Genomic DNA, 26441 nt, shown 5'->3' on the forward strand with positions numbered 1-26441 from the left:
GTCCCGGGGCGGGACGGTTCCTCAGGAAACGGGCGGCCCGCCGAGGTAGGCGCCGTCGGAGTCGTACGGCCAGGCGTTGGCGACGCAGCCCTTGAGGCCGTCGATCTGCTGCATCATCGCGGGCGCCGGGCGGCCCTTGCCGGGGCAGGTCTCGTGGCCGTGGCCGAGCCAGTGGCCGACCTCGTGGTTGATGATCAGCGCCCGGTACTCGCCGAGCGGTCCGTCGAACTCCGGCGAACCCGTCTGCCAGCGCTTGAGGTTGACTATCACATCGGTGCCGACCCGGCAGTTGACCTCGCCGTGCGTGTCGAGCCCGCTCTTGCCGCAGATCCGGTCCGTGGTCTGTGGGGTGGCGATCCGTATGACCAGCCCGGCCGGGCCGTCCGCGACCTGCCGGAAGGTCTGCTCGCCGCGGTGCGCCCAGCCCCTCGGCGCGGCCAGGACGCGCGCGACGACGGAGGCGGCCTTGTCCGCGTCGACCCCGGAACCGTCCTCCACCTCCACCCGGTAGGCATGGCCCCGGCCGCCCTCGGTGGCGGCGGCCCGCGCCACGGTGAAGGTGGGCGTGGAGCCGGGCCCGTGCGTGCTGTTCCAGCGGAGACCGGCGACGACGACGGCCACCAGGACGACCGGGACGACCGTCAGTGCCGGCAGCCGGCTCCGGCCGCCGACCCCCCGCTCGCCCCGGCGCCGTGTCCCATCGGGCATCGGTGCCCCTCCCCAGTGATCGGCGGTTCCGTCCCCCGCTGTAGGACCGGTGAGCGGAGCGATTGGTTTAGTCCACATCCATATGAGTGGGTTCGCCGACCACTGAAGAATCGTTACGGCACCGCTGGTCCGCCCAGGTATGCCCCGTTTTCGTCGTACGGCCAGGCGTTGGCCACGCAGCCCTTGAGCCCGTAGATCTGCTGCATCATCGCGGGCGCCGGGCGGCCCTTGCCGGGGCAGGTCTCGTGGCCGTGGCCGAGCCAGTGGCCGACCTCGTGGTTGATGATCAGGGCGCGGTAGTCGTCCAGCGGCCCGTCGAACTTCGGTGAACCCGTCTGCCAGCGCTTGAGGTTGACCATCACCACCTCGTCCACCCGGCAGTTCACCTCGCCGTGGGTGTCGAGGTGGTGTTCCCCGCAGATCCGGTCGGTGGTCGCCGCAGTGGCGATCTTTATGACCAGTCCCGCCGGACCTTCGGAGACCTGGCGGAAGGTGTGCTCCCCGTTGTGCGCCCAGCCGCGCGGTGCGGCCAGGATGTCGGCCACCCGCGCGGCCGCCTCATCGGGGTCGACGTGGGAACCGTCCTCCACTTCGACCCGGTAGGCGTTCCCGCCGCCGGACGACGCGCCGGCGCGGGCGACGGTGAACGTACCGGGGCCGGACGCGGGGATGACGGGGGGCGCCGACTTGGTCGTCCGGGTGGTGGGAGAGGCCCCGGGGGAGGTGGACGAGGTGGCAGAGGCCGTCACGTCCGGCGAGGGTGACGGTGTGGGGGGCGCGTCGGTGGGTCGTGTGGCGCTCGCCTGCTGACGGTCGGCGGCCGCGGCGGGGCTCGCGCTCTCCCAGGGGGTCGTGACGACGAGGTACGTCGCGGTGACCGCGGCGGCGAGAAGCAGCGACACGAGGAGCGCCCGGCGTCCCTGCCTGCGCCTTCTGCGCGCCCGGGACTGCCGGCGTGTCTGCCCGCGTCCGGTGTGCCGGTCCGGATGAGCGCTGTGCGAGGGCCGACCCCCGCGGCCGCGGCGCGATATGCCTCGTCCGTGCTGCTCCGCGTTCATTCGGAGGACCCACCGTCTTTCAGTACAGGATGTTCGTCGGCATACGTCATCAGTTTTCGGATCCGCCGGTCGCCCACCGCTCTCACCAGCTCGGAGGGAGTGACGGGGGCGGGAGCGGCGGAAGAGCTGTCGGGCGATACGGTCAGGGACACGTCACTCCTGCCGAACCGGAACTCGAGCGAGATCTCCGTGGCGCCGTGCGCGTTCGAGGGCAGTTGTCGAACGTGGGCCGGTGAGCCGTCTTCCAGCGAGACCAGTTCGCACGTCGCGTGCTTGCGCGGCTCGTCCTCACAGGATTCGGGGACGGCCCCTGGACGGGACCGCACACTGAAGACCACCGTGATGGTCCTTTCCGCCGTCTCCCCCCGGTAGTAGCGGACGTCGTTGTCCTGCGGGCGGATGGTGCCGACCGAGGCAGGGAGCGCGTCGTCCAGCGCCACGGCGACCTTCTGCTGGAAGGCGTCCTGCCGTGCGCGTTCGGCCTTGGGCAGCCGGGCATTGGGGAAGGTCTGGCCCGGCGCGGGTTCCACGTGCACGGGAGCACGCTCCGGGGTGGCCGGGGAGGGGGATGCGGACACGGGCGGTTGCGCGGGGGGCGCGTCCGTGTCCGGTCCGGACCATGGACGCTGTATGGACAGGCCCAGGGCCACGGCCGTCACCACACCGAAGACGCTTCCGGCCATCGCGCGTCTGGCCCTGGCCTTTCGACGCCGGCCCAGGCTCAGCGCGGTCGGCACCAGGTCGGGGAGTGGCGGCAGCGCGTCCGCCGCTTGGCCCATCGCATCCCTGAGTACGTCTTCTTCGTGCTGCCTGGCAGCGGACAGATCGGCATCCATGATCGCGGTCAGCTCCCGGTGGCGTAGAGATGGGCGTCGCCGAGCCGGGCACGCAGCCTGGCCAGGGAGCGTGAGCACTGGCTCTTGACGGTGGACTCGCTGCACCGGAGAAGGGAGGCCACCGCGCTGACGCTCATGTCATCCCAGTAGCGAAGGACGACGATGGCTCTCGCCTTCGGTGGGAGTTCGTCGAGCAGAGCGAGCAGTGTGACCCGCAGGTCGGCGGCGGCGGACGGGGGGTCCTGGGCGAGTGGCGCGCTGCGGGTGTGGGCCAGCAGGTCACGCAGACTGCGTCGGCGTTCGGCCACGTAGGTGCGGACCAGCACCGTTTTGGCATAGGCGTCGATGTTGTCGGCGGCGCCGGCGCGGCGCCAGTACTGGAAGAGTTTGGCCAGGGTGGTCTGGGTCAGGTCCCGTGCTCCTTCGGGGTCACCGCACAACAGATAGGCCGTCCGGTAGATGCGCCGCTGGCCTACGCGCGCGTAGGCCTCGAAGCTCATGTCGCCGGGGTCGGTGACCCCGTGGCCGGGCCCGGTTCCTGGGTCCGCCGGCATCCGCACCCCCTTCCACTCGCATGTCCTGTGTCACCACTTCAGAGCAGCCTTCCGCGGAAAAGGTTGAGAACGAGTTCCGGGAGTTCTCAGGGCGGGGCCGGTCCCGCTACCGCGCGGACCGGGCTGCTTGAATGGGGGAGTGACCCGAGCATCCCTGGACAAGCAGCCGCACGAAGTCGCCTCGATGTTCGACGACGTGGCGGCGAACTACGACCTCACCAACGACGTGCTCTCGCTCGGCCAGGACCGGCTGTGGCGCAAGGAGGTCGCCAAGGCGGTGAACGCCCGGCCCGCCGAGAAGATCCTCGACCTGGCGGCCGGTACGGCGACGTCCTCGCTGCCGTTCGCCGCGACCGGCGCGTACGTCGTGCCGTGCGACTTCTCCATCGGCATGCTCCGCGAGGGCAAGAAGCGCCACTCCTGGCTGCCCTTCACCGGCGGCGACGCCACGAAACTGCCCTTCCGCGACGAGGTCTTCGACGCGGTGACCATCTCCTTCGGCCTGCGCAACGTCCAGGACACGGACGCGGCCCTGCGCGAACTGCACCGGGTCACCAAGCCGGGCGGCCGGATCGTCATCTGCGAGTTCTCCCAGCCCGTCTGGACCCCGTTCCGCACGGTGTACATCGAGTACCTGATGCGGGCGCTCCCCCCGGTGGCCCGCGCGGTCTCCTCCAACCCCGACGCCTACGTCTACCTCGCCGAGTCCATCCGCGCCTGGCCCGACCAGCCCGGTCTGGCGAAGAAGCTCCAGCGGGCCGGCTGGTCCGAGGTCGCCTGGCGCAACCTCACGGGCGGCGTGGTGGCCCTGCACCGGGGCGTGCGCGTCTGAGCCTGGCACGCCGGGTGAAAGCGGTTGCTCGGATTCCGAGTTGACGGGAACCGGTGGGCGGGGAGGATGTGTCGTTGACACCGCGCGTCATCCCCGTTTCGCCGTGTCAGCGTCCCCGCTCGTCCCCGTACCGCTGCGGAGCCCTCATGTCGTCGTACTGCCCCTTCTGTGGAACCCAGGCGCCGGACGAGGCGCGCTTCTGTATGAAGTGCGGGCGGGAGCGGCCCGCCGCGCCCACCGCTCCTCCGCAACCGGCCGGGCCGCCGCCACCCGCCGGGGCGCCCTCCGCCGAGCCCCCGCAGCCACCGGCCATGCCGGCGTACATGACGCGGCCCTCCGCGCCGCCACCGCCCGGTTACGCGCCGGTGCCGGCCGGGCCCTCGCCGGCCGCGGTGTTCTTCGGGCGGGTCATGCGCGGCGACTGGGCGGGTTCGCTCAAGGCCGCCGCCTGGCCCACCGGACTGGTCGTGGCGCTCGCCGTGGCCCTCGCCATCCCGAACTACGGGCAGGACGACGAGGTCGTCGTCGGCTGGAGCGACCGGCTCCGGGTCGCGCTGGCGATGCTGCTCCAGGCGTTCGGCGGCGGCTTCGACATACGCGCCGCCTCGCCCGGTGGCATGAACGACGGCGGCTACCGGGGCGGCTCGCCCTACGAGAACGGTTACGGGGACTTCGACCCGGGCGGGCAGGGCCAGATGACGCTCTCGCTCGTCCCGCTCACTGTCACCGTTCTGTGGATCGGCGCCATGATCCTCGGCGCCCGGGGCCTGCGCCGGCAGGGCGCCGGGCTCGACGCGGGCGTCCGCGTCGGCGTCCTGTCCGCCGCGGCCGTCCTGGTCCTCGGGCTCTACGCGCAGCCCGAGATCGAGGACGTCTCGGTGCACTCCTCGCCGGTCCTCGCGGCCCTCGGCGCCCTCGCCATCGCCCTCGTCACCACCTGCGCCGTCCTGCAACGCGACGCCGCCGCGGCCTGGCTGGCCCAGCGGCCGGGCACGCTCGCCCTGGTCCGGGCCGCCGGAACGGCCGTCCGCGCGCTCGGGTTCGTCCTGCTCCTGTGCGGCCTCATCGGCTATATCACCTACTGCGTCGAGAGCGACGCCGACGGCACCGCGATGCTGGTCGCCCTGGCGGTGCTGCCCAACATCGCGCTGACCGTCCTCTCCGTCTGCTGGGGCGGCTCCGTGGAGTACGACCTGCGCGGGCAGACCAACTTCATCGGCGGCGGCTCGGAGCACGGCTCGTTCGGCCTCGGCGAACTGGGCGACGCGTACAACGACTGGGCCGTGGTCGGCGCGCTCGCCGCCGGTGTCGTCAGCGCCCTCATCGTGGGCTTCCTCGCCGGACGCCGCTCCGCCGACCGGCGCGAACAGGTCACCGCGGGCGGCCTCTTCCTCCTCGGATACCTGGCGCTGACCGGCATCACCGGCGTGTCCGTGGAGTACACCGGCAGCGTGTCCGACCTCAACGGCCGGGGTATCGCGGAGATCGCGCCCAGCGTCGCCGACGCGCTGCTGTTCGGGCTGCTGTGGGTGGGCGGCGCGATCCTCGTCGCCCCGTACCTGGCCCGGATGGGCGGCGGCCCCGGCGGCGGCGCCCCCGCCTACCCGGCGCCGCCGAGCCCGTACGGTCCCCAGGGCCCGTACCAGCCGGGCGGCCCGAACCCGTACGGCCCGAACCCCGGCCCGTACACCCCGCCGGGCCCGTACACCCCGCCCGCGCCGTACAACCCGGCACCGGGCCGGCAGTCACCGGGCCAGGCGCAGCACGAGGCACAGGCGCAGAACGAGGCACAGGCACAGCACGACGCACAGACGCCGAGCGAGACACAGACGCTGAGCGCGGCGCAGGCCCCCGAGCAGCCGGCCGCCCCCCGGCGCCGGCGGCCCGCCTTCGTCTGGGCGCTCACGCTGGTCGCCGCCCTGGTCCTCGGCGGCGGGGCCACCGCCGGCACCCTCGCGCTGCTCGACCGGCCGGACGACGCGCCGGCCGCCTCGGAGAACACCGCCCAGGACGCCACGAAGAAGCGGGCCACCCCGGCCCAGGACCAGGCCGGGGAGCCCGCGAACACGGAGACGGACACCGGCACCGACGCCACCCCCTCCGCGCCCGTGGTCCCCGACGGCTACCGGCTCGTCGCCGACACCGCCGGCTTCGCGCTCGCCGTGCCGGAGAACTGGGAGCGGCTGGGCGAGGAGAACCACCAGGTCACGTACGCCAACGAGGCCGGCAACGAACTCCTGCTGAAGGTGGGGGTCATCGCGAACGCCCCGTACACCTCGTACGAGAACTTCAAGACGCTGGAGAAGACCGCCGACGCCAACCAGCGGAACTACCGGCGGATCGAGCTGACGGCCAACACCTTCCAGGGCCGGCCGGGCGCCCGGTGGGAGTACACCTACGAGAACAAGGACGGCGTCACGATCCGGGCCGTCGACCAGAGCTACATCGCCGAGGACGGCACCGAGTACGCCGTCTACGTCACCCAGCGGGACATGGACTGGGCCGGTGCCCGCGAGATCTTCGACACCGCCCTGTCCACGTGGATGCTCAACGACGTCGACTGAGACCGGCCGGTCCGCGTCTCACAGCTCCAGCCGGAAGCACCGCACCTCCTGGCCCGGCCGCGGCGTCGTGAACGTCTCGGCCGGCTCCATGCCCAGCCGGCGGCACACCGCGGCCGACCGGTCGTTGAGCACGTCCACCGCCGCCACCACCCGCTCCACCCCGGCCGCGCGCAGCCGCTCCAGGGTCAGGAGCGCGGCGGCGGTCGCGTAACCCCGGCCCCAGGCCGACCGGGTCAGCCGCCAGCCGATCTCGGTCTCGCCCACCGGGCCGTAGCCGGTCGGACCCCACGGCTGCGCGCCGGTGAAGCCGATGACCGTGCCGTCCCCGTCGAGCACGGTCCACAGGCAGTAGCCGAGTTCGGCGTCATGTCTGCGCTGACGGGCGGTCCACTCCTCGTACATCGACAGTTCGTCCGACCGGCCGCCGAAGAACCGCATGACCTCCGGGTCGTCGAACACGCGGTGCCAGGCCACCGCGTCCTCGTCGGTCGGGACACGCAGCTGTACGACGGGGGGTGCGGCAGGCGCGATTGACATGAGGCAGCCCTTCGGAGGGTTGATCAGCAGGCCCCCATAGACTGCCTTGGACCTGTGCCGCGCGGCACGCGAATTCGAGTCTTCGGGAGAACCGACCGTGACCGAACCCCTGTCCGAACACAGCGCGGACGTCATCGTCGTCGGGGCGGGCCCCGCCGGCTCCACGACCGCCTACTACCTGGCCAAGGCCGGTCTCGACGTCCTGCTCCTGGAGAAGACGGCGTTCCCGCGCGAGAAGGTCTGCGGCGACGGCCTCACGCCGCGCGCCACCAAGCAGCTCGTGGCCATGGGCATCGACATCTCCGAGGAGGCGGGCTGGCTGCGCAACAAGGGCCTGCGCATCATCGGCGGCGGCGTCCGGCTCCAGCTGGACTGGCCGGATCTCGCCTCCTACCCGGACTACGGCCTCGTCCGCAAGCGCGACGACTTCGACGAGCAGCTGGCCCGGCAGGCCCAGAAGGCCGGTGCCCGGCTGTACGAGCGGTGCAACGTCGGCGCCCCGATCACCGACGAGCGCACCGGCCGGATCACCGGGGTGCACGCGAAGCTCGGTGAGGAGAAGACCCCGGTCACCTTCCACGCCCCGCTCGTCGTCGCCGCCGACGGCAACTCCACCCGGCTCTCCCTCGCGATGGGTTTGCACCGCCGCGAGGACCGCCCGATGGGCGTGGCCGTGCGGACGTACTTCACCTCGCCCCGGCACGACGACGACTACCTGGAGTCCTGGCTGGAGCTGTGGGACCGGCGCGGGCCGCAGGAGAAGCTGCTGCCCGGCTACGGCTGGATCTTCGGCATGGGCGACGGCACCTCCAACGTCGGCCTCGGCATCCTGAACTCCTCCTCGGCGTTCAAGGAGCTGGACTGGCGCGAGGTCCTCAAGGCGTGGTGCGCCTCGATGCCGGAGGACTGGGGGTACACCCCGGAGAACATGACGATGCCGATCCGCGGCGCCGCCCTGCCGATGGCCTTCAACCGCCAGCCGCACTACACCAAGGGCCTGCTGCTGGTCGGTGACGCGGGCGGCATGGTCAACCCGTTCAACGGCGAGGGCATCGCGTACGCCATGGAGTCGGGCCAGATCGCGGCCGACGTCATCGTGCAGGCGCACGCGCGGGCGACCCCCGCCCAGCGGGAACTCGCGCTGAACAACTACCCGAGGGTGCTCAAGGAGACCTACGGCGGCTACTACACGATGGGCCGCGCCTTCGTGAAGCTGATCGGCAACCCGAAGGTCATGAAGGTCGCGACCCAGCGCGGGCTGACGCACCCGCTGCTGATGAAGTTCACGCTCAAGATGCTCGCCAACCTGACCGACCCGGCCGGCGGCGACGCGATGGACCGCATCATCAACGGTCTGGCGAAGGTCTCGCCGCGCTCGTAACGCCCGTTCACAAGCGGACGGCGTTCACAAACGAGAGGAGCCGTCACTCCCGAGCGGGGGAGTGACGGCTCCTTCGTGCGCCTGACGTGCGGAGCACGCTTGTGAATCCGTGAACGCGGGGGTGCCGCGCACGGGTCGGGGCCGGGTCCTACAGGACGCGGACCGCGCCGGTCGGCGGGTCGTACGACAGCGGGCGCTGCACCACACCGGTGGAGGAGTTCTGCGCGCCGACGAACTGGCCGCCGCCCACGTAGATCCCGACGTGGTACGCGCTGCCGGCGCTGCCCCAGTACAGGATGTCGCCGGGCTGGAGGTTGCCGAGGCCGACCTGGGTGCCGAAGGTCGACTGGGACTGCGAGATGCGCGGCAGGTCCACGCCCACCGTGCGGAACGCGGCCTGGACCAGGCCGGAGCAGTCCCAGGAGTTGGGGCCGGTGCCGCCGGACACGTACGCGTCGCCGACCTGCGCCTGCGCGAACGCCACGACGGAGGCCGCGGAGCCGGTGGCGCGGGAGGACGTCGACGTGGTCGAGGTCGAGGTCGTCGTGGTGGCGGTGGAGCCGGAGGACGACGAGCCGCTGGTCGACTGGAGGGTGGTGCGGGCCGCGGCGCGGGAGGCGCGCTCGGTGGCCTCCGCCTTGGCCTTGGCGGCCGCCTCGGCCTTCTTCTTGGCCTCGGCCTTGCGGACGGCCTCCGCCTTGGCCTTCTTGGCGTCCTTGGCGGCACCGGCGGCCGCGGCGTCCTCCTGGGCCTGCGTCGCCAGGTCCTGGGCCACCTGCTGCGTCGCCGCGGCGGATGCGGCGGCCGTGGTGGAGAGTCCCGCCGTGATGGTGGGCATCTCGATCGTCTGGGTCACCGGTTCGGCCTGGGCCGGACCGGCGGCACCCGCGACCGCGATGGTGCTGAGGACGCCACCGGCAACTCCGGCACGCAGCGCCGTCGTCGAGGCGTTCCGGCGGGGCTTCCGGTGGCTGGGTATGAGAGCGGTGTGGGACATGGGTACTAGCGCTATCAGGGCGTGCGGGGTCCCTTCAAGAAACGTGTGTTGCGACACAGTTACGTCCGGAATCTGTGAATCCGCTTTCTGGCGGCCTTTATTGACGCCGTAACGGGCAAATCAGGCAGTGGTGATCACGCCTGTGATCACGGGTTTTCTGCAATACGCCCGAATTGCCCTGTGCTTACCACTCGTTCACACAGTTGGCCAAGCCCGCTTCTATAACGGTCCGTGAGGAGTGACGCAGGTCACAGGGTGATCTAGCCGAGTCGGGCACACGGGCGCGCGGCGCGGCCGGTCGCCGAACTCGCGGACACCGCCGGTCGGTTCGCCCCGTTAAGGGGCTTATGTCGGTACGCGTCCACTTCGTTCCCCCGGAACCCCCGCGCGGGTGACCCCCGGTCCGTCCGGCCCCGCTCCGGAGGAGGGTCGGACCCTTTATCACCCGGTCGCGTCCATCGCCAATTTTGCGCGTGACGCCCCGGCTTGATAGTGCGACACCCTTGTGACCAGCGATAACAGCAGGAGATGTCACCTCTCGTGATCACTCGGCCGCTTCGTGTACGAAGATCACCGCTCATCCGACTTCATGATCGTTCGTCAGGTGGTGGAGATCACAAAGACGTTGTCGTACCCCGTGTCGCAGATCACAGGACGACGGGCATAGGATGCGGGGCAGTCGGGCTTGTGAACTGCCTCACATATGCACGATCTTGGTGAGGCGGGGACCCTGTTCGCCCGATGCGGTCCAACGGTCAAGGACGACTGGAAGGAGCGAGGAGCGTGAATGCCTACGCGCCCATCCTCGTGCTCGGCGCCCTCGGGGCAGGGTTTGCGATCTTCTCCGTGGTCATGGCCACGCTTATCGGCCCCAAGCGGTACAACCGGGCAAAGCTCGAAGCGTACGAGTGCGGTATCGAACCCACGCCGACGCCGGCCGGAGGCGGCCGCTTTCCCATCAAGTACTACCTGACGGCGATGCTCTTCATCGTCTTCGACATCGAGATCGTCTTCCTCTATCCCTGGGCGGTCAGCTTCGACGCCCTGGGGATCTTCGGGCTCGTGGAGATGCTGCTCTTCGTGCTCACCGTCTTCGTCGCCTACGCGTATGTGTGGCGGCGCGGCGGCCTGGAATGGGACTGAGGGGCTGAGGGGCACACCATGGGACTCGAAGAGAAGCTGCCGAGCGGCTTCGTTCTGACCACCGTCGAGCAGGCGGCCGGCTGGGTGCGGAAGTCCTCCGTCTTCCCGGCGACATTCGGCCTCGCCTGTTGCGCCATCGAGATGATGACCACCGGGGCGGGCCGCTACGACCTGGCCCGCTTCGGCATGGAGGTCTTCCGCGGCTCGCCGCGGCAGGCGGACCTGATGATCGTGGCCGGGCGGGTGAGCCAGAAGATGGCGCCCGTCCTGCGGCAGGTCTACGACCAGATGCCGAACCCCAAGTGGGTCATCTCCATGGGCGTCTGCGCGTCATCGGGCGGAATGTTCAACAATTACGCGATTGTTCAGGGCGTTGATCACATCGTCCCGGTTGATATCTATTTGCCGGGCTGCCCACCGCGGCCCGAGATGCTGATGGACGCGATCCTCAAGCTGCACCAGAAGATCCAGGGCTCCAAGCTCGGGGTCAACGCCGAGGAAGCCGCCCGCGAGGCGGAGGAAGCGGCGCTCAAGGCCCTGCCCCTCATCGAGATGAAGGGGCTGCTGCGATGAGCGACGAGCACAACGGCTCCGCCGTCCCCGCCCCGCGCGACGTGCACGGCGAGGTCATCGGCGTACGCAAGGGCATGTTCGGCGCCAACAACGGCGGCGACACCTCCGGCTACGGCGGCCTCGTCCGCACCGTCGCCCTGCCCGGCGCCTCCTCCCGCCCCTACGGCGGCTGGTTCGACGAGGTGGCCGACGAGCTGGAGGGCGCCCTGGAGGAGCAGGACCTCCTCCCGGAGAACGCGATCGAGAAGACCGTGGTCGACCGGGGCGAGCTGACCTTCCACATCGCCCGCGAGCACCTGGTCACCGTCGCGAAGACCCTGCGCGACGACCCGGCCCTCCGCTTCGAACTGTGCACCGGCGTCAGCGGCGTGCACTTCCCCGGCGACAAGGGCCGCGAGCTGCACGCCGTCTACCACCTGCGCTCGATCACCCACGGCCGGCTCATCCGGCTGGAGGTCTCCACGCCGGACGACGACCGCCACCTGCCGTCCCTCGTCCCGGTCTATCCGACCAACGACTGGCACGAGCGCGAGGCGTACGACTTCTTCGGACTCGTCTTCGACGGGCACCCGGCCCTGACCCGGATCATGATGCCGGACGACTGGCAGGGCTTCCCGCAGCGCAAGGACTACCCGCTCGGCGGCATCCCCGTCGAGTACAAGGGCGCCCAGATCCCGGCTCCGGACCAGCGGAGGTCGTACTCCTGATGACCACTCCCCATGCCACACCCCGCGCCACCACCGAGGGGACTGTATATACAGTCACCGGCGGCGACTGGGACGAGGTCGTCGAGACCGCGGCCAAGTCCGACGACGAGCGCATCATCGTCAACATGGGCCCGCAGCACCCGTCCACGCACGGCGTGCTCCGGCTCATCCTGGAGATCGACGGCGAGACCGTCACCGAGGCCCGCTGCGGCATCGGCTACCTCCACACCGGCATCGAGAAGAACCTCGAATACCGCAGCTGGACGCAGGGCACCACCTTCGTCACGCGCATGGACTACCTGACGCCGTTCTTCAACGAGACGGCCTACTGCCTGGGCGTCGAGAAGCTCCTCGGCATCGAGGACCAGATCCCCGACCGGGCCGGCGTCCTGCGCGTGCTCCTGATGGAGCTCAACCGGATCTCCTCGCACCTGGTGTGCATCGCCACCGGCGGCATGGAGCTGGGCGCCACCACGATCATGATCTACGGCTTCCGCGACCGGGAGCTGGTGCTCGACCTCTTCGAGCTGATCACCGGGCTCCGCATGAACCACGCGTTCGTCCGCCCCGGCGGACTCGCCCAGGACCTGCCGCCCGGCGCGGTGGACCAGATCCGCGAGTTCGTGAAGACCATGAAGAAGAACCTGCCGGAGTACGACGCGCTCGCCACCGGCAACCCCATCTTCAAGGCCCGCCTCCAGGACGTCGGCTACCTCGACCTCACCGGCTGCATGGCCCTCGGCGCCACCGGACCCATCCTGCGCTCCGCCGGCCTCCCGCACGACCTGCGCAAGACCGACCCGTACTGCGGCTACGAGAACTACGAGTTCGACGTGCCCACCGCGGACACCTGCGACTCCTACGGACGCTTCCTCATCCGCCTGGAGGAGATGCGCCAGTCGCTGCGCATCATCGAGCAGTGCGTCGACCGGCTCGAACCCGGACCGGTCATGGTCGCCGACAAGAAGATCGCCTGGCCCGCGCAGCTCGCGCTCGGCCCGGACGGCATCGGCAACTCGCTCGACCACATCAAGAAGATCATGGGCACCTCCATGGAGGCCCTGATCCACCACTTCAAGCTGGTGACGGAGGGCTTCCGGGTTCCCGCCGGACAGGCGTACACCGCCGTCGAGTCCCCCAAGGGCGAACTCGGCGTGCACGTCGTCTCGGACGGCGGCACCCGCCCCTACCGGGTCCACTTCCGCGACCCGTCCTTCACCAACCTCCAGGCCATGGCGGCGATGTGCGAGGGCGGCCAGGTCGCCGACGTCATCGTCGCCGTCGCATCCATCGACCCCGTGATGGGAGGCGTCGACCGGTGACCGAAGCACGTCAGGAAGTCAGTCTGGGGATGCCGCAGCTCCCCGCCCCCGCCTACCCGGCCGAGGTGCGCGCCAGGCTCGAAGCGGATGCGAAGGAGGTGATCGCCCGCTACCCCGGCAGCCGCTCCGCGCTGCTGCCGCTGCTGCACCTCGTGCAGTCCGAGGAGGGCTACGTCTCCCGTACGGGCATGGCGTTCTGCGCCGAGATGCTCGACCTCACCACCGCCGAGGTCACCGCGGTCGCCACCTTCTACACGATGTACCGCCGCAAGCCCAGCGGCGACTACCAGGTCGGCGTCTGCACCAACACGCTCTGCGCCGTCATGGGCGGCGACGCCATCTTCGACCGGCTCAAGGAACACCTCGGCGTCGGCAACGACGAGACCACCGAGGACGGCAAGGTCACCCTCGAACACATCGAGTGCAACGCCGCCTGCGACTTCGCGCCCGTCGTGATGGTCAACTGGGAGTTCTTCGACAACCAGACCCCCGAGAGCGCGACGCAACTCGTCGACGACCTGATCGCCGGCCGCACCGTCGAGCCCACCCGCGGCGCACCCCTGTGCACCTACAAGGAGACCGCCCGCATCCTGGCCGGCTTCCCCGACGAGCGCCCCGGCGCCGTCGAGGCGTCCGGCGGCGCGGGGCACGCCTCGCTCATCGGCCTCAAGCTCGCCAAGGGCGAGGCCGCGCCGAAGGCCCGCGTCGTGGGCCCGCGCGGTGAGGCACCCGGCGACCGCCCGGCCGGGCCCGCCGCCGAGGAGGGGGAGTGATGACGGTGGCCACCGAACTCAACCAGAACGGGACCAGCCCCGAGAAGCTGCTCGCACCCGTCCTGTCCGCCTTCTGGGACCAGCCGAACTCCTGGACCCTGGACACCTACCGCCGCCACGAGGGGTACGAGGGACTGCGCAAGGCCCTCGCCATGTCCCCGGACGACCTCATCGCGTACGTCAAGGACGCCGGTCTGCGCGGCCGCGGCGGCGCCGGCTTCCCCACCGGGATGAAGTGGCAGTTCATCCCGCAGGGCGACGGCAAGCCGCACTACCTCGTCGTCAACGCCGACGAGTCGGAACCGGGCACCTGCAAGGACATCCCGCTTCTCTTCGCCAACCCGCACAGCCTCATCGAGGGCATCGTGATCGCCTGCTACGCGATCCGCTCCTCGCACGCCTTCATCTACCTGCGCGGCGAGGTCGTCCCCGTCCTGCGCAGGCTGCACGAGGCCGTGCGCGAGGCGTACGAGGCGGGCTACCTCGGCAAGGACATCCTCGGCTCCGGACTCGACCTCGAACTCACCGTCCACGCCGGCGCCGGCGCGTACATCTGCGGTGAGGAAACGGCGCTGCTCGACTCCCTCGAAGGACGGCGCGGCCAGCCCCGGCTGCGCCCCCCCTTCCCCGCGGTCGCCGGTCTGTACGCCTGCCCCACCGTGGTGAACAACGTCGAATCCATCGCCTCGGTTCCCGCGATCCTGAACAAGGGCAAGGACTGGTTCAAGTCGATGGGCAGCGAGAAGTCCCCCGGCTTCACGCTGTACTCGCTCAGCGGCCACGTCGCCGGACCCGGACAGTACGAGGCCCCGCTCGGCATCACGCTGCGCCAGCTCCTCGACATGAGCGGCGGCATGCGCCCCGGCCACCGCCTCAAGTTCTGGACGCCCGGCGGCTCCTCCACCCCGATGTTCACCGAGGAGCACCTCGACGTCCCCCTCGACTACGAGGGCGTCGGCGCCGCCGGGTCCATGCTCGGCACCAAGGCGCTCCAGTGCTTCGACGAGACGACGTGCGTGGTGCGGGCCGTCACCCGCTGGACCGAGTTCTACGCCCACGAGTCCTGCGGCAAGTGCACCCCCTGCCGCGAGGGCACCTACTGGCTCGTCCAGCTCCTCCGTGCCATCGAAAACGGGGCCGGCACCCTCAGCGACCTCGACAAGCTCAACGACATCGCCGACAACATCAACGGTAAGTCGTTCTGCGCCCTCGGCGACGGCGCCGCCTCGCCGATCTTCTCCTCGCTCAAGTACTTCCGCGACGAGTACGAGCAGCACATCACCGGCAAGGGCTGCCCCTTCGATCCCGCCAAGTCGACCCTCTGGGCCGACGACAAGAACGCTCACCAGGGGGTGAACGCATGACAGTCACCACGAGTGCGCCCTCCGGGGGCGGCGAAGCGGCCATCCCGCCCGAGGACCTCGTCACGCTGACCATCGACGGCATCCAGATCAGCGTGCCCAAGGGCACCCTGGTCATCCGCGCCGCCGAACTCCTCGGCATCGAGATCCCGCGCTTCTGCGACCACCCCCTCCTCGACCCGGCCGGCGCCTGCCGGCAGTGCATCGTCGAGGTCGAGGGCCAGCGCAAGCCGATGGCGTCCTGCACCATCACCTGCACCGACGGCATGGTCGTCAAGTCGCAGATCACCTCGCCGGTCGCCGAGAAGGCGCAGCGCGGCGTGATGGAGCTGCTGCTCATCAACCACCCGCTGGACTGCCCGGTCTGCGACAAGGGCGGCGAGTGCCCCCTGCAGAACCAGGCCATGTCGCACGGCGACGCGACCTCCCGCTTCGACGGGAAGAAGCGCACGTACGAGAAGCCCGTGCCGATCTCCACCCAGGTGCTGCTGGACCGCGAGCGCTGCGTCCTGTGCGCCCGCTGCACCCGGTTCTCCAACCAGGTGGCCGGCGACCCGATGATCGAGCTGATCGAGCGCGGCGCGCTCCAGCAGGTCGGCATCGGCGAGGGCGACCCGTTCGAGTCGTACTTCTCCGGCAACACCATCCAGATCTGCCCGGTCGGGGCACTGACCTCGGCCGCGTACCGGTTCCGCTCCCGCCCCTTCGACCTGGTCTCCACGCCCTCCGTGTGCGAGCACTGCTCCGGCGGCTGCGCCACCCGCACCGACCACCGGCGCGGCAAGGTCATGCGCCGCCTCGCGGCCGACGACCCCGAGGTCAACGAGGAATGGCTCTGCGACAAGGGCCGCTTCGGCTTCCGCTACGCCCAGCAGCGCGACCGGCTCACCACCCCGCTGGTGCGCCGCGAATCCGGCGAACTGGAACCGGCGAACTGGCCCGAGGCGCTGGCCGCGGCAGCCGCCGGACTCTCCGCCGCCCGCGGCCGGACCGGCGTCCTCACCGGCGGCCGGCTCACCGTCGAGGACGCCTACGCGTACAGCAAGTTCGCGCGGGTCGCCCTGGACACCAACGACATCGACTTCCGGGCCCGCGTGCACAGCGGCGAGGAGGCCGACTTCCTGGCCTCGCGCGTCGCCGGGCGCGGCCGGGACCTGGACGGATCGGGTGTCACGTACGGCTCGCTGGAGAAGGCGCCCGCCGTGCTCCTGGTCGGGTTCGAGTCGGAGGAGGAGGCGCCCGGCGTCTTCCTGCGGCTGCGCAAGGCCCACCGCAAGCACGGGCAGCGCACCTACTCCATCGCCTCGCACGCCACCCGCGGTCTGGCGAAGGCGGGCGGCGTCCTGCTTCCCGCCGCACCCGGCACCGAAACCGAGTGGCTGGACGCCATCGCGGGCGGCGTCGGCCTGGACGGCGAGGGCGCAGCGGCGGCCGAGGCGCTGCGCGGTGAGAACGCGCTGATCGTGGTCGGCGAGCGGCTGGCCGGGGTGCCCGGCGGGCTGACCGCCGCGATCCGGGCCGCGACCGCGACCGGGGCCCGGCTGGTGTGGATTCCGCGCCGGGCGGGCGAACGCGGCGCGGTGGAGGCGGGCGCGATCCCGTCGCTGCTGCCCGGCGGCCGCCCGGCCACCGACCCGCGCGCCCGCGACGAGGTCGCCGCCGTCTGGGGCGTCGCCCAGCTGCCGTCCCGCTTCGGCCGCGACACCGGCCAGATCGTCGAGGCCGCGGCCACCGGCGAACTGGGCGCGCTGCTCGTCGCCGGAGTCTCCACCGAGGACCTGCCGGACCCGGCGCGGGCCCTGGAGGCGCTGGACCGGGTCGGCTTCCTGGTCTCGCTGGAGCTGCGCCCGAGCGAGGTCACCGACCGCGCCGACGTGGTGCTCCCGGTCGCCGCGGTGGTCGAGAAGTCGGGCACCTTCCTCAACTGGGAGGGCCGGGCGCGGATGTTCGAGGCCGCGCTGAAGCCCGACCAGATGACCCGCAACCTCGCCCCGGGCGACGCGCGGGTGCTGCACATGCTGGCCGACGCCATGGACGTGGGCTTCGCGCTCCCGGACCTCGCGGCCGCCCGCCGCGAGCTGGACCGGCTCGGCGGCTGGCAGGGCGGTTACGCGGACGAGCCGCGGACCTCGGCGCAGCCGCTGCCCCGGCCCGGCGACGGCGAGGCGATCCTGGCCGGCCACCGGATGCTGCTCGACCTGGGCCGCCTCCAGGAGGGCGACACCGCGCTCGCCGGCACCCGGCACGAGGCGGTGGCCCGGCTCTCCGCCGCCACGGCCGCGGAGACCGGCGTGAAGGAGGGCGACCTGCTCGCCGTGTCCGGCCCCGCCGGCAGCGTCGAACTGCCGCTCCGGATCACCGACATGCCGGACCGGGTGGTCTGGGTGCCGCTGAACTCCACCGGGCGGGGTGTGCCGGCCGCGACCGGGGCGAGCCCCGGCGGCGTGGTCCGGATCGGCCCCGCCGCTGCCGGTATCCCCGACGTCACACCGGAGGTGCGGGCGTGACCGCCTTCGCTCAACTGGCCGCGGCACCGCACGGTTCGGTGCTCGCCGCCGAGGACCTGTCGATGTTCGGCAACGACCCCTGGTGGCTCGTCGTCATCAAGGCCGTGTTCTGCTTCGCGTTCCTGATGGTGACCGTGCTCTTCTCCATCGTGTGGGAGCGCAAGGTCGTCGCCTGGATGCAGCTGCGCATCGGCCCCAACCGGCACGGCCCCTGGGGCATGCTCCAGTCGCTGGCCGACGGCATCAAGCTGATGCTCAAGGAAGACGTCATCGTCAAGCGCGCGGACAAGGTCGTCTACGTCCTCGCCCCGATCGTCGCCGCCATCCCGGCGTTCATGGCCATCGCGGTCATCCCGTTCGGCCCGGCCGACAACCAGGTCTCGATCTTCGGCCACCGTACGGCGATGCAGCTCACCGACCTGCCGATCGCGATGCTGTACATCCTCGCGGTGGCCTCGGTCGGGATCTACGGCATCGTGCTGGCCGGCTGGTCGTCCGGCTCGACCTATCCGCTGCTCGGCGGGCTGCGCTCCTGCGCGCAGATGATCTCGTACGAGATCGCGATGGGCGCCGCGTTCGCCTCGGTGTTCCTCTACTCCGGGTCGATGTCCACGTCGAAGATCGTGGAGGCGCAGGAGGACCGCTGGTTCATCATCCTGCTGCCGGTCTCCTTCATCATCTACATCGTCACGATGGTCGGTGAGACCAACCGCGCCCCGTTCGACATGCCGGAGTCCGAGGGCGACCTCGTCGGCGGCTTCAACACCGAGTACTCGTCGATCAAGTTCGCGATGTTCATGCTCGCCGAGTACGTCAACATGGTCACCGTCGCCGCCGTCTCCACCACCCTGTTCCTGGGCGGCTGGCGGGCCCCGTGGCCGATCAGCACCTTCTGGGAGGGCGCGAACCAGGGCTGGTGGCCGATGCTCTGGTTCGTCGTCAAGGTCCAGCTGCTGCTGTTCTTCTTCATCTGGCTGCGCGGCACCCTGCCCCGCGTCCGCTACGACCAGCTGATGAAGCTCGGCTGGAAGGTCCTGATCCCGGTCTCCGTCGTCTGGCTGATGCTGGTCGCGACGGTGCGGGCGCTGCGCAACGAGGGCTACGACTTCTCGAAGATCCTGCTCTACGTGGCCGGGGCCGTGATCGCGATCCTGCTGATCTCCTTCGTCGCCGACATCTTCCGCGACAAGAAGGAGAAGGCCGCCGCGGCCGAGGCGGAGCCCGAGCCGGCGTTCGACCCGATGGCGGGTGGATTCCCGGTGCCGCCGCTGCCCGGACAGACCCTGCCGCCGGTACCGAGGCGCAGGCCGCGCCGCGAGCGGGAGCTCGTTGTCAGTGGCGGCATGGATACTCAGAGTGACGGAAATCCGAGTGACGGAAAGGAGGCCGACGGTGTCTGAACTGCCTGATTCGCCGGGGTCCAAGAGGCCGGCGAAGTCCACCGGGCCTACGGGGTCGGCGTCCTCGCAGTCCTCCCAGTCCTCGGAGGACAAGTTCCTGAATCCGGTGGCCGGCTTCGGCGTGACCTTCAAGGCCATGTTCAAGAAGCGGCTGACGGAGCAGTATCCGGAGACGCCGAAGGTGACGGCGCCCCGCTTCCACGGCCGCCACCAGCTCAACCGCCATCCGGACGGGCTGGAGAAGTGCGTCGGCTGCGAGCTGTGCGCCTGGGCCTGTCCGGCCGACGCGATCTACGTGGAGGGCGCGGACAACACCGACGAGGAGCGCTACTCGCCGGGGGAGCGCTACGGCCGCGTCTACCAGATCAATTACGCGCGCTGCATCCTGTGCGGACTGTGCATCGAGGCGTGCCCGACCCGCGCGCTCACGATGACCAACCAGTTCGAGCTCGCCAACACCACCCGCGAGAGCCTCATCTACACCAAGGACGAGCTGCTCGCGGGCCTGGAGGAAGGCATGGTCGACAGCCCGCACGCGATCTTCCCCGGCACGGACGAGCAGGACTACTACCGGGGCCTGGTCACCGAGGCCGCCCCCGGTACGGAGCGTCAGGTCGCCGTGTCCAAGGGCGAGAAGCCGACCGACGAGGCCGGCGGGAACCGCGTCGCCGCGCGGGAGCAGGAGGTGGACGCATGACCGGCCTGGCCGCAGCGGCCTCACAGACCTCGACCGGCGAGGCCGTCCAGTTCTGGGTGCTCGGCACGATCGCCGTGATCGGCGCCCTGTCCACGGTGCTGTTGAAGAGGGCGGTGCACAGCGCGCTGAGCCTCGCCGGGACGATGATCATCCTGGCGGTGTTCTACCTCGCCAACGGCGCCTACTTCCTCGGCATCGTGCAGATCGTCGTCTACACCGGCGCGATCATGATGCTGTTCCTCTTCGTGGTCATGCTCGTCGGCGTCACCGCGGCGGACTCGCTCAAGGAGACGCTCAAGGGCCAGCGCTGGCTGGCCGCTGGATGCGGCCTCGGCTTCGGCGTCCTGCTGATCGCCGGTATCGGCAACGCCTCGCTGACGACGTTCAGCGGCCTGGGCACCGCCAACACCGCGCACGGCGGAAACGTGGAGGGGCTCGCCAGCCTCATCTTCACCAAGTACGTCTTCGCCTTCGAGATCACCGGCGCCCTGCTGATCACCGCCACGGTCGGCGCGATGGTGCTCACGCACCGCGAGCGCACCGAACGCGCCAAGACCCAGCGGGAACTGTCCGAGGAGCGCGTGCGGAGCAACCACCTCCCGCCGCTGCCCGCCCCCGGTGTCTACGCCCGGCACAACGCCGTGGACATCGCGGGCCTGCTCCCCGACGGCACCCCGTCCGAGCTGACCGTCATGGGGACGCTGCGCAAGCGCGGCCAGATGCGTGACGTGTCCCAGGAATCACTGGCCGGCCTCAAGGCACTGGAGCAGCGCTCCGGTGAGCGGCTGGGCCGGGACACCGAAGAAGAGGAGGTCGCCAAGTGAATCCGGTCAACTACCTCTATCTCGCCGCCCTGCTGTTCACCATCGGCGCGGCGGGGGTGCTGATCCGGCGGAACGCGATCGTGGTGTTCATGTGCGTGGAGCTGATGCTCAACGCCTGCAACCTCGCGTTCGTCACCTTCTCCCGTATGCACGGCAACCTCGACGGCCAGATCATCGCCTTCTTCACGATGGTCGTCGCCGCCGCGGAGGTCGTGGTCGGGCTCGCGATCATCGTGTCGCTGTTCCGTTCCCGCCACTCGGCCTCGGTCGACGACGCCAGCCTGATGAAGTTGTAAGGGGCGCTTGAACTGTGGAGAACCTCATTGCGCTGCTCGTCGCGGCGCCCCTGCTCGGGGCAGCGGTGCTGCTCTGCGGCGGCCGGCGCCTCGACCGCGCCGGGCACTGGCTCGGCACCCTGCTCGCCGCCGCCTCGTTCGTCGTGGCCGTGGTGCTCTTCGCCGACATGCTCGGCAGGGGCGCCGAGGACCGCGCGCTGCACCAGAAGCTGTTCAGCTGGGTGCCCGTCGAGGGCTTCCAGGCCGATGTGGCCTTCCAGCTCGACCAGCTGTCGATGACCTTCGTCCTGCTGATCACCGGTGTGGGCACGCTGATCCACATCTACTCGATCGGCTACATGGAGCACGACGAGCGCCGGCGCCGCTTCTTCGGCTACCTCAACCTGTTCCTCGCGGCGATGCTGGTCCTGGTCATCGCCGACAACTACCTGCTGCTGTACCTCGGGTGGGAGGGCGTCGGCCTGGCGTCGTACCTGCTCATCGGCTTCTGGCAGCACAAGCCCAGCGCGGCCACCGCCGCCAAGAAGGCGTTCCTGGTCAACCGCGTCGGCGACATGGGCCTGTCGATCGCGATCATGCTGATGTTCACCACCTTCGGCACGTTCGCCTTCGGCCCGGTCCTGGAGTCGGCCGGTGAGGCGAGCGAGGGCAAGCTGACGGCCATCGGCCTGATGCTGCTGCTCGCCGCCTGCGGCAAGTCGGCCCAGGTGCCGCTGCAGTCCTGGCTCGGTGACGCGATGGAGGGCCCGACCCCGGTCTCCGCCCTCATCCACGCCGCCACCATGGTCACCGCCGGCGTCTACCTCGTCGTCCGCTCCGGCGCCATCTTCAACGGCGCCCCGGACGCGCAGATGGTCGTCGTGGTCGTCGGCGCGGTCACGCTGCTGTTCGGTGCGATCGTCGGTTGCGCGAAGGACGACATCAAGAAGGCCCTCGCCGGTTCCACGATGTCGCAGATCGGCTACATGATCCTGGCCGCCGGGCTCGGCCCCATCGGCTACGTCTTCGCGATCATGCACCTGGTGACGCACGGCTTCTTCAAGGCCGGGCTCTTCCTCGGCGCCGGTTCGGTCATGCACGGCATGAACGACGAGGTGGACATGCGGAAGTTCGGCGGCCTGCGGAAGTACATGCCGGTCACGTTCATCACCTTCGGCCTCGGCTACCTCGCGATCATCGGCTTCCCCGGCCTGTCCGGCTTCTTCTCCAAGGACAAGATCATCGAGGCGGCCTTCGCCAAGGGCGGCACCGAGGGCTGGATTCTCGGCTCCGTCGCCCTGCTGGGCGCCGCGATCACCGCGTTCTACATGACGCGCGTGATGCTGCTGACCTTCTTCGGCGAGAAGCGCTGGCAGCCCACTGAAGCCGATGGCGGCTCCGCCGCGGGGGAGGGCAACGCGCCGCATCCGCACGAGTCCCCGAAGTCCATGACCATCCCGATGATCGTGCTGGCCTTCGGCTCGGTCTTCGCCGGTGGCTTCTTCTCCATCGGGGACCGCTTCCTGAACTGGCTGGAGCCGGTCACCGGCCACGACCACGGGGACGCCCCGATCGGCGCGGCCACCGTCACCGCCGCCACCATGGTGGTGCTCGTCGTCGGTGTCGCCATCGCCTGGGCGATGTACGGCCGCAAGCCGGTTCCGGTGACCGCCCCGCGCGGCTCGCTGCTCACCCGCGCCGCGCGCCGCGACCTCCTCCAGGACGACTTCAACCACGTGGTCCTGGTCCGCGGCGGCGAGCACCTCACCCGCTCCCTGGTCTACGTCGACCACACCCTGGTCGACGGTGTCGTCAACGGCACCGCCGCCGCCATGGGCGGGCTCTCCGGCCGGCTGCGCAAACTGCAGAACGGCTACGTCCGCTCCTACGCGGTCTCGATGTTCGGCGGTACGGCGGTTCTCATCGCCGCGACCCTGCTGATGAGGGCGGTCTGATCACATGTCCTTTCCCCTCCTGACAGCGACGGCGGCGCTCCCGGCGATCGGCGCCGTCGCCACCGCCGCCGTCCCGGCGGCCCGGCGCACGACGGCCAAATGGCTCGCGCTGGCCTTCTCGCTGGGCACGCTCGTCCTCGCGGGCATCGCGCTCGCCCGCTTCGAGCCCGGCGGCGACCGCTTCCAGCTCACCGAATCGCACGCCTGGATCAAGGACTTCGGCGTCCGCTACGAACTGGGCGTGGACGGCATCGGGGTGGCGCTCATGGCGCTCACCGCGCTGCTGATCCCCTTCGTCATCCTGGCAGGCTGGCACGACGCCGACGACCTGGAGACGAAGTCCTCGCGCTGGCGTCCCACCCAGGGCTTCTTCGCCCTGATCCTGATGGTGGAAGCGATGGTGATCCTCTCCTTCGAGGCCACCGACGTCTTCCTCTTCTACATCCTGTTCGAAGCCATGCTCATCCCGATGTACTTCCTCATCGGCGGCTTCGGCGACCGGGCGCACTCCGGCAGCGACGAGAACGCGGCGGCGCAGCGCTCGTACGCCGCGGTCAAGTTCCTCCTGTACAACCTGGCCGGCGGGCTGATCATGCTGGCCGCGGTGATCGGGCTGTACGTGGTCGCGGGCTCGTTCTCGCTCTCCGAGATCGCCGAGGCCCGCGCCAACGGCTCGCTCTCCATGTCGACGAGCACCGAGCGGTGGCTTTTCCTCGGGTTCTTCTTCGCCTTCGCGGTGAAGGCCCCGCTGTGGCCGCTGCACACCTGGCTGCCCAACGCCATGGGCGAGGCCACGTCCCCGATCGCGGTGCTGCTCACCGCCGTCGTGGACAAGGTCGGCACGTTCGCGATGCTCCGCTTCTGCCTCCAGCTGTTCCCGGAGGCCAGCAAGTGGGCGACGCCGGTGATCCTGGTCCTGGCGCTGATCAGCATCGTGTACGGGGCGCTGCTCGCGGTCGGCCAGCGCGACATCAAGCGGCTGATCGCCTACGCGTCCATCTCGCACTTCGGGTTCATCGTGCTCGGCATCTTCGCGATGACCAGCCAGGGCCAGTCGGGCGCGACGCTGTACATGGTCAACCACGGCCTCTCGACGGCCGCGCTGATGCTGGTGGCGGGCTTCCTGATCACCCGACGCGGCTCCCGGCTCATCGCCGACTACGGCGGGGTGCAGAAGGTGGCCCCGGTGCTCGCCGGCACCTTCCTGATCGGCGGACTGGCCACGCTGTCGCTGCCGGGGCTCGCCCCGTTCGTCAGTGAGTTCCTGGTCCTGGTCGGCGCCTTCGCCGCGTATCCGGCGGTCGGCATCGTCGCCACGGTCGGCATCGTGCTCGCCGCGATCTACGTCCTGGTGCTCTACCAGCGCACCATGACGGGCCCGGTCAAGGCCGAGGTGCAGGGCATGACGGACCTCAAGGCCCGTGAGCTGGTCGTGGTCGTCCCGCTGATCGCGCTGCTGCTGTTCCTGGGTGTCTACCCGAAGCCGCTGACCGACATCGTCAACCCGGCGGTCCAGCACACCATGTCGGACGTACAGAAGAAGGACCCCCAGCCCGAGGTGGAGGCCGCCAAGTGAGCGCAACAGCTGTCCACAGTCTGTGGACGACGGCGAGCGGGGTGACGACCTTCGCCGCGGACAAGAAGTTCGAGGCCCCGGTCATCGAGTACACCCAGCTGGCCCCGATCCTGATCGTGGTCGGGGTCGCCGTCCTCGGGGTCCTGGTCGAGGCATTCGTGCCGCGCCGCGCCCGGTACCACACCCAGCTCTTCCTGACCGTGGCCGCGCTGGTCGCCGCGTTCGCAGCGGTGGTCGGCCTGGCGACCGACGGATACGCGACGACGAAGGCGCAGCTCGCCGCGATGGGCGCCATCGCGGTGGACGGGCCCTCGCTGTTCCTCCAGGGCCTCATCCTGCTGACGTCCCTGGTCGCCGTGTTCACCTTCGCGGAACGGCGGCTCGACCCCGAGTCGCATGGAGATGGGGTATCCCCTGCTCGAACGAAGTTGAGAGCTTGGGGAAGGGTGGACTCCTTCGCCGCGCAGGCCGCGTCCGTGCCCGGCAGCGACAGCGAGAAGGCCGCCGTCCGGGCCGGGTTCACCACCACCGAGGTCTTCCCGCTGGTGCTGTTCTCGGTGGCCGGCATGCTGGTCTTCCCGGCGGCCAACGACCTGCTGACGCTGTTCGTGGCCCTGGAAGTGTTCTCGCTGCCGCTCTACCTGCTGTGCGCCGTCGCCCGCCGCAAGCGGCTGATGTCGCAGGAAGCGGCCGTGAAGTACTTCCTGCTCGGCGCGTTCTCCTCGGCGTTCCTGCTGTTCGGCATCGCCCTCCTCTACGGGTACGCGGGCTCCGTCTCGTACGCCCGCATCGCCGAGGTGGTCGACGGCTCGATCCAGCAGATCGACCCGGTGCTCGCCGACACCATGGGCAACGACGCGCTGCTGCTCATCGGCGGCGCGATGATCCTGACCGGCCTGCTCTTCAAGGTCGGCGCCGTCCCGTTCCACATGTGGACCCCGGACGTCTACCAGGGCGCCCCGACCCCGGTCACCGGCTTCATGGCCACGGCCACCAAGATCGCCGGGTTCGGCGCGCTGCTGCGCCTGCTGTACGTGGTGGTGCCGGGCCTCACCTGGGACCTGCGGCCGGTCATGTGGGGCGTCGCGATCCTCACGATGGTGGGCGGCGCGGTCGTCGCGGTCACCCAGACCGACATCAAGCGGCTGCTGGCCTACTCCTCGATCGTGCACGCCGGGTTCATCCTGGCCGGTGTGATCGCGGCCACCCCGGAGGGCATCTCGTCCGTCCTCTTCTACCTCGTCACCTACTCCTTCGTGACGGTCGGCGCCTTCGCCGTCGTCACCCTGGTGCGGGACGCGGGCGGCGAGGCGACGCACCTGTCGAAGTGGGCCGGGCTGGGCCGCCGCTCGCCGCTGGTCGCCGCGGTCTTCGCGGTGTTCCTGCTGGCCTTCGCCGGTATCCCGCTGACCTCGGGCTTCTCCGGCAAGTTCGCGGTGTTCAAGGCGGCGGCGGACGGCGGCGCGAGCGGCCTGGTCGTGGTCGGTGTGATCTCCTCGGCGATCGCCGCGTTCTTCTACATCCGGGTCATCGTGCTGATGTTCTTCAGCGAGCCGAAGGCGGACGGCCCCACGGTCGCCGTCCCGTCCCCGCTGACGATGACCACGATCGCGATCGGCGTCGCCTTCACGGTGGTGCTGGGCGTGGCCCCGCAGTACTTCCTGGACCTGGCGAGCCAGGCCGGGGTGTTCGTGAGGTAACCGCGCGGCCGTACGAGATCGCCGGACGGGCTTGGCACCCTTGGGGGAAGTCAAGCCCGTCCGGCGTTGTCACAGGCGGCGCTTAGGGTGTGTCCGACGGATCAGGGTCGGGAAGGGCGCGGCGTCTGGTGTGGTGCATCGCAAGGCGCCGAAGCGCGGCG

22 protein-coding genes and 2 pseudogenes are annotated in these 26441 nt (G+C 70.2%); 18 read left to right on the top strand and 6 right to left on the bottom strand.

The annotated features are described in order from the left end of the window. Nucleotides 1-21: 21 nt before the first annotated feature. The 4 genes and pseudogenes from DNK56_RS36825 to DNK56_RS21465 form a co-directional block, all read right to left on the bottom strand. A pseudogene (locus tag DNK56_RS36825) lies at nucleotides 22-579 on the bottom strand (DUF3152 domain-containing protein); the annotation flags it as partial. 242 nt (nucleotides 580-821) lie between these two features. Next, nucleotides 822-1610, bottom strand: coding sequence for a DUF3152 domain-containing protein (locus tag DNK56_RS21455; protein WP_446750407.1), 789 nt, complete (start codon nucleotides 1608-1610; stop codon nucleotides 822-824). A gap of 152 nt (nucleotides 1611-1762) precedes the next feature. Next, nucleotides 1763-2296 (bottom strand): hypothetical protein, encoded by a 534-nt coding sequence (locus DNK56_RS21460; RefSeq protein WP_146610444.1) that lies wholly within the window; start codon nucleotides 2294-2296, stop codon nucleotides 1763-1765. Nucleotides 2297-2610: 314 nt separating this feature from the next. Then, entirely contained in the window at nucleotides 2611-3156 is a 546-nt protein-coding gene (locus tag DNK56_RS21465) for a SigE family RNA polymerase sigma factor (protein WP_241990049.1), read from the bottom strand. Nucleotides 3157-3295: 139 nt separating this feature from the next. Between DNK56_RS21465 and DNK56_RS21470 the strand changes: the two genes are divergently transcribed. The 3 genes and pseudogenes from DNK56_RS21470 to DNK56_RS21475 all read left to right on the top strand — a co-directional run bounded on the left by DNK56_RS21470 (nucleotide 3296) and on the right by DNK56_RS21475 (nucleotide 6552). Then, nucleotides 3296-3988, top strand: a complete 693-nt coding sequence (locus DNK56_RS21470) for a demethylmenaquinone methyltransferase (RefSeq protein WP_111337175.1) — start codon at nucleotides 3296-3298, stop codon at nucleotides 3986-3988. Between the two features lie 146 nt (nucleotides 3989-4134). Continuing rightward, nucleotides 4135-4179, top strand: a pseudogene (locus tag DNK56_RS36165) (hypothetical protein); the annotation flags it as partial. A gap of 132 nt (nucleotides 4180-4311) precedes the next feature. After that, a complete protein-coding gene (locus DNK56_RS21475) occupies nucleotides 4312-6552 on the top strand; it encodes a hypothetical protein (protein ID WP_241990205.1) in 2241 nt (746 codons plus the stop codon). A gap of 18 nt (nucleotides 6553-6570) precedes the next feature. Here DNK56_RS21475 and DNK56_RS21480 read toward each other — a convergent pair whose 3' ends face one another. Beyond that, nucleotides 6571-7089, bottom strand: a complete 519-nt coding sequence (locus DNK56_RS21480) for a GNAT family N-acetyltransferase (RefSeq protein WP_111337179.1) — start codon at nucleotides 7087-7089, stop codon at nucleotides 6571-6573. Between the two features lie 97 nt (nucleotides 7090-7186). On the opposite strand from DNK56_RS21480, the gene DNK56_RS21485 reads away from it, so the two are divergent. Next, nucleotides 7187-8470: a geranylgeranyl reductase family protein gene (locus DNK56_RS21485; RefSeq protein ID WP_111337181.1), complete on the top strand. Its 1284-nt coding sequence runs from the start codon at nucleotides 7187-7189 to the stop codon at nucleotides 8468-8470. A gap of 148 nt (nucleotides 8471-8618) precedes the next feature. Here the strand turns inward: DNK56_RS21485 and DNK56_RS21490 are convergent, their stop codons facing one another. Further along, entirely contained in the window at nucleotides 8619-9467 is an 849-nt protein-coding gene (locus DNK56_RS21490) for a C40 family peptidase (RefSeq protein ID WP_111337183.1), read from the bottom strand. A gap of 783 nt (nucleotides 9468-10250) precedes the next feature. On the opposite strand from DNK56_RS21490, the gene DNK56_RS21495 reads away from it, so the two are divergent. From DNK56_RS21495 to nuoN, 14 genes are read left to right on the top strand one after another with little or no spacing between them, the layout of a single operon-like run. After that, nucleotides 10251-10610: an NADH-quinone oxidoreductase subunit A gene (locus DNK56_RS21495; RefSeq protein WP_003967084.1), complete on the top strand. Its 360-nt coding sequence runs from the start codon at nucleotides 10251-10253 to the stop codon at nucleotides 10608-10610. Between the two features lie 18 nt (nucleotides 10611-10628). Beyond that, nucleotides 10629-11183, top strand: coding sequence for a NuoB/complex I 20 kDa subunit family protein (locus DNK56_RS21500; RefSeq protein WP_111337185.1), 555 nt, complete (start codon nucleotides 10629-10631; stop codon nucleotides 11181-11183). Continuing rightward, nucleotides 11180-11890 (top strand): NADH-quinone oxidoreductase subunit C, encoded by a 711-nt coding sequence (locus DNK56_RS21505; RefSeq protein ID WP_111337187.1) that lies wholly within the window; start codon nucleotides 11180-11182, stop codon nucleotides 11888-11890. The genes DNK56_RS21500 and DNK56_RS21505 overlap by 4 nt, the downstream gene beginning before the upstream one ends. Then, entirely contained in the window at nucleotides 11890-13212 is a 1323-nt protein-coding gene (locus DNK56_RS21510; RefSeq protein ID WP_111337189.1) for an NADH-quinone oxidoreductase subunit D, read from the top strand. Before DNK56_RS21505 ends, DNK56_RS21510 begins: the two co-directional genes overlap by 1 nt. Nucleotides 13213-13241: 29 nt before the next feature. Continuing rightward, nucleotides 13242-13985 (top strand): NADH-quinone oxidoreductase subunit NuoE, encoded by a 744-nt coding sequence (nuoE, locus tag DNK56_RS21515; protein WP_241990166.1) that lies wholly within the window; start codon nucleotides 13242-13244, stop codon nucleotides 13983-13985. Continuing rightward, entirely contained in the window at nucleotides 13985-15349 is a 1365-nt protein-coding gene (gene nuoF, locus DNK56_RS21520) for an NADH-quinone oxidoreductase subunit NuoF (RefSeq protein WP_111337193.1), read from the top strand. Before nuoE ends, nuoF begins: the two co-directional genes overlap by 1 nt. Further along, complete coding sequence (locus DNK56_RS21525; protein WP_111337195.1) at nucleotides 15346-17853, top strand: NADH-quinone oxidoreductase subunit G; 2508 nt, start codon at nucleotides 15346-15348, stop codon at nucleotides 17851-17853. The genes nuoF and DNK56_RS21525 overlap by 4 nt, the downstream gene beginning before the upstream one ends. Then, on the top strand, nucleotides 17850-19253 hold the full coding sequence (nuoH, locus tag DNK56_RS21530; RefSeq protein WP_111337197.1) for an NADH-quinone oxidoreductase subunit NuoH: 1404 nt from the start codon (nucleotides 17850-17852) through the stop codon (nucleotides 19251-19253). Before DNK56_RS21525 ends, nuoH begins: the two co-directional genes overlap by 4 nt. Then, nucleotides 19246-19950 (top strand): NADH-quinone oxidoreductase subunit NuoI, encoded by a 705-nt coding sequence (gene nuoI / locus DNK56_RS21535; protein WP_111337199.1) that lies wholly within the window; start codon nucleotides 19246-19248, stop codon nucleotides 19948-19950. The genes nuoH and nuoI overlap by 8 nt, the downstream gene beginning before the upstream one ends. Beyond that, entirely contained in the window at nucleotides 19947-20774 is an 828-nt protein-coding gene (locus DNK56_RS21540) for an NADH-quinone oxidoreductase subunit J (protein ID WP_111337201.1), read from the top strand. The genes nuoI and DNK56_RS21540 overlap by 4 nt, the downstream gene beginning before the upstream one ends. Continuing rightward, complete coding sequence (gene nuoK / locus DNK56_RS21545; protein WP_018101339.1) at nucleotides 20771-21070, top strand: NADH-quinone oxidoreductase subunit NuoK; 300 nt, start codon at nucleotides 20771-20773, stop codon at nucleotides 21068-21070. Before DNK56_RS21540 ends, nuoK begins: the two co-directional genes overlap by 4 nt. 14 nt (nucleotides 21071-21084) lie before the next feature. Further along, a complete protein-coding gene (nuoL, locus tag DNK56_RS21550; protein ID WP_111337203.1) occupies nucleotides 21085-23004 on the top strand; it encodes an NADH-quinone oxidoreductase subunit L in 1920 nt (639 codons plus the stop codon). 4 nt (nucleotides 23005-23008) lie between these two features. Continuing rightward, on the top strand, nucleotides 23009-24580 hold the full coding sequence (locus DNK56_RS21555) for an NADH-quinone oxidoreductase subunit M (RefSeq protein ID WP_111337205.1): 1572 nt from the start codon (nucleotides 23009-23011) through the stop codon (nucleotides 24578-24580). Then, nucleotides 24577-26280 (top strand): NADH-quinone oxidoreductase subunit NuoN, encoded by a 1704-nt coding sequence (nuoN, locus tag DNK56_RS21560; RefSeq protein ID WP_111337207.1) that lies wholly within the window; start codon nucleotides 24577-24579, stop codon nucleotides 26278-26280. Before DNK56_RS21555 ends, nuoN begins: the two co-directional genes overlap by 4 nt. Nucleotides 26281-26441: the final 161 nt, after the last annotated feature.

The sequence above is a fragment of the Streptomyces sp. AC1-42W genome, from assembly GCF_003248355.1.
GTDB lineage: Bacteria > Actinomycetota > Actinomycetes > Streptomycetales > Streptomycetaceae > Streptomyces.

What these genes read in the sequence shown, in the direction of transcription:
- DNK56_RS21540 (WP_111337201.1), top strand. Translation starts at nt 19,947, where the DNA reads ATGACCGGCCTGGCCGCAGCGGCCTCACAGACCTCGACCGGCGAGGCC.
- nuoF (WP_111337193.1), top strand. Translation starts at nt 13,985, where the DNA reads ATGACGGTGGCCACCGAACTCAACCAGAACGGGACCAGCCCCGAGAAG.
- DNK56_RS21525 (WP_111337195.1), top strand. Translation starts at nt 15,346, where the DNA reads ATGACAGTCACCACGAGTGCGCCCTCCGGGGGCGGCGAAGCGGCCATC.
- DNK56_RS21510 (WP_111337189.1), top strand. Translation starts at nt 11,890, where the DNA reads ATGACCACTCCCCATGCCACACCCCGCGCCACCACCGAGGGGACTGTA.
- nuoE (WP_241990166.1), top strand. Translation starts at nt 13,242, where the DNA reads ATGCCGCAGCTCCCCGCCCCCGCCTACCCGGCCGAGGTGCGCGCCAGG.
- DNK56_RS21480 (WP_111337179.1), bottom strand. Translation starts at nt 7,089, where the DNA reads ATGTCAATCGCGCCTGCCGCACCCCCCGTCGTACAGCTGCGTGTCCCG.
- DNK56_RS21475 (WP_241990205.1), top strand. Translation starts at nt 4,312, where the DNA reads ATGACGCGGCCCTCCGCGCCGCCACCGCCCGGTTACGCGCCGGTGCCG.
- DNK56_RS21505 (WP_111337187.1), top strand. Translation starts at nt 11,180, where the DNA reads ATGAGCGACGAGCACAACGGCTCCGCCGTCCCCGCCCCGCGCGACGTG.
- DNK56_RS21500 (WP_111337185.1), top strand. Translation starts at nt 10,629, where the DNA reads ATGGGACTCGAAGAGAAGCTGCCGAGCGGCTTCGTTCTGACCACCGTC.
- DNK56_RS21555 (WP_111337205.1), top strand. Translation starts at nt 23,009, where the DNA reads ATGTCCTTTCCCCTCCTGACAGCGACGGCGGCGCTCCCGGCGATCGGC.
- DNK56_RS21465 (WP_241990049.1), bottom strand. Translation starts at nt 3,156, where the DNA reads ATGCCGGCGGACCCAGGAACCGGGCCCGGCCACGGGGTCACCGACCCC.
- DNK56_RS21490 (WP_111337183.1), bottom strand. Translation starts at nt 9,467, where the DNA reads ATGTCCCACACCGCTCTCATACCCAGCCACCGGAAGCCCCGCCGGAAC.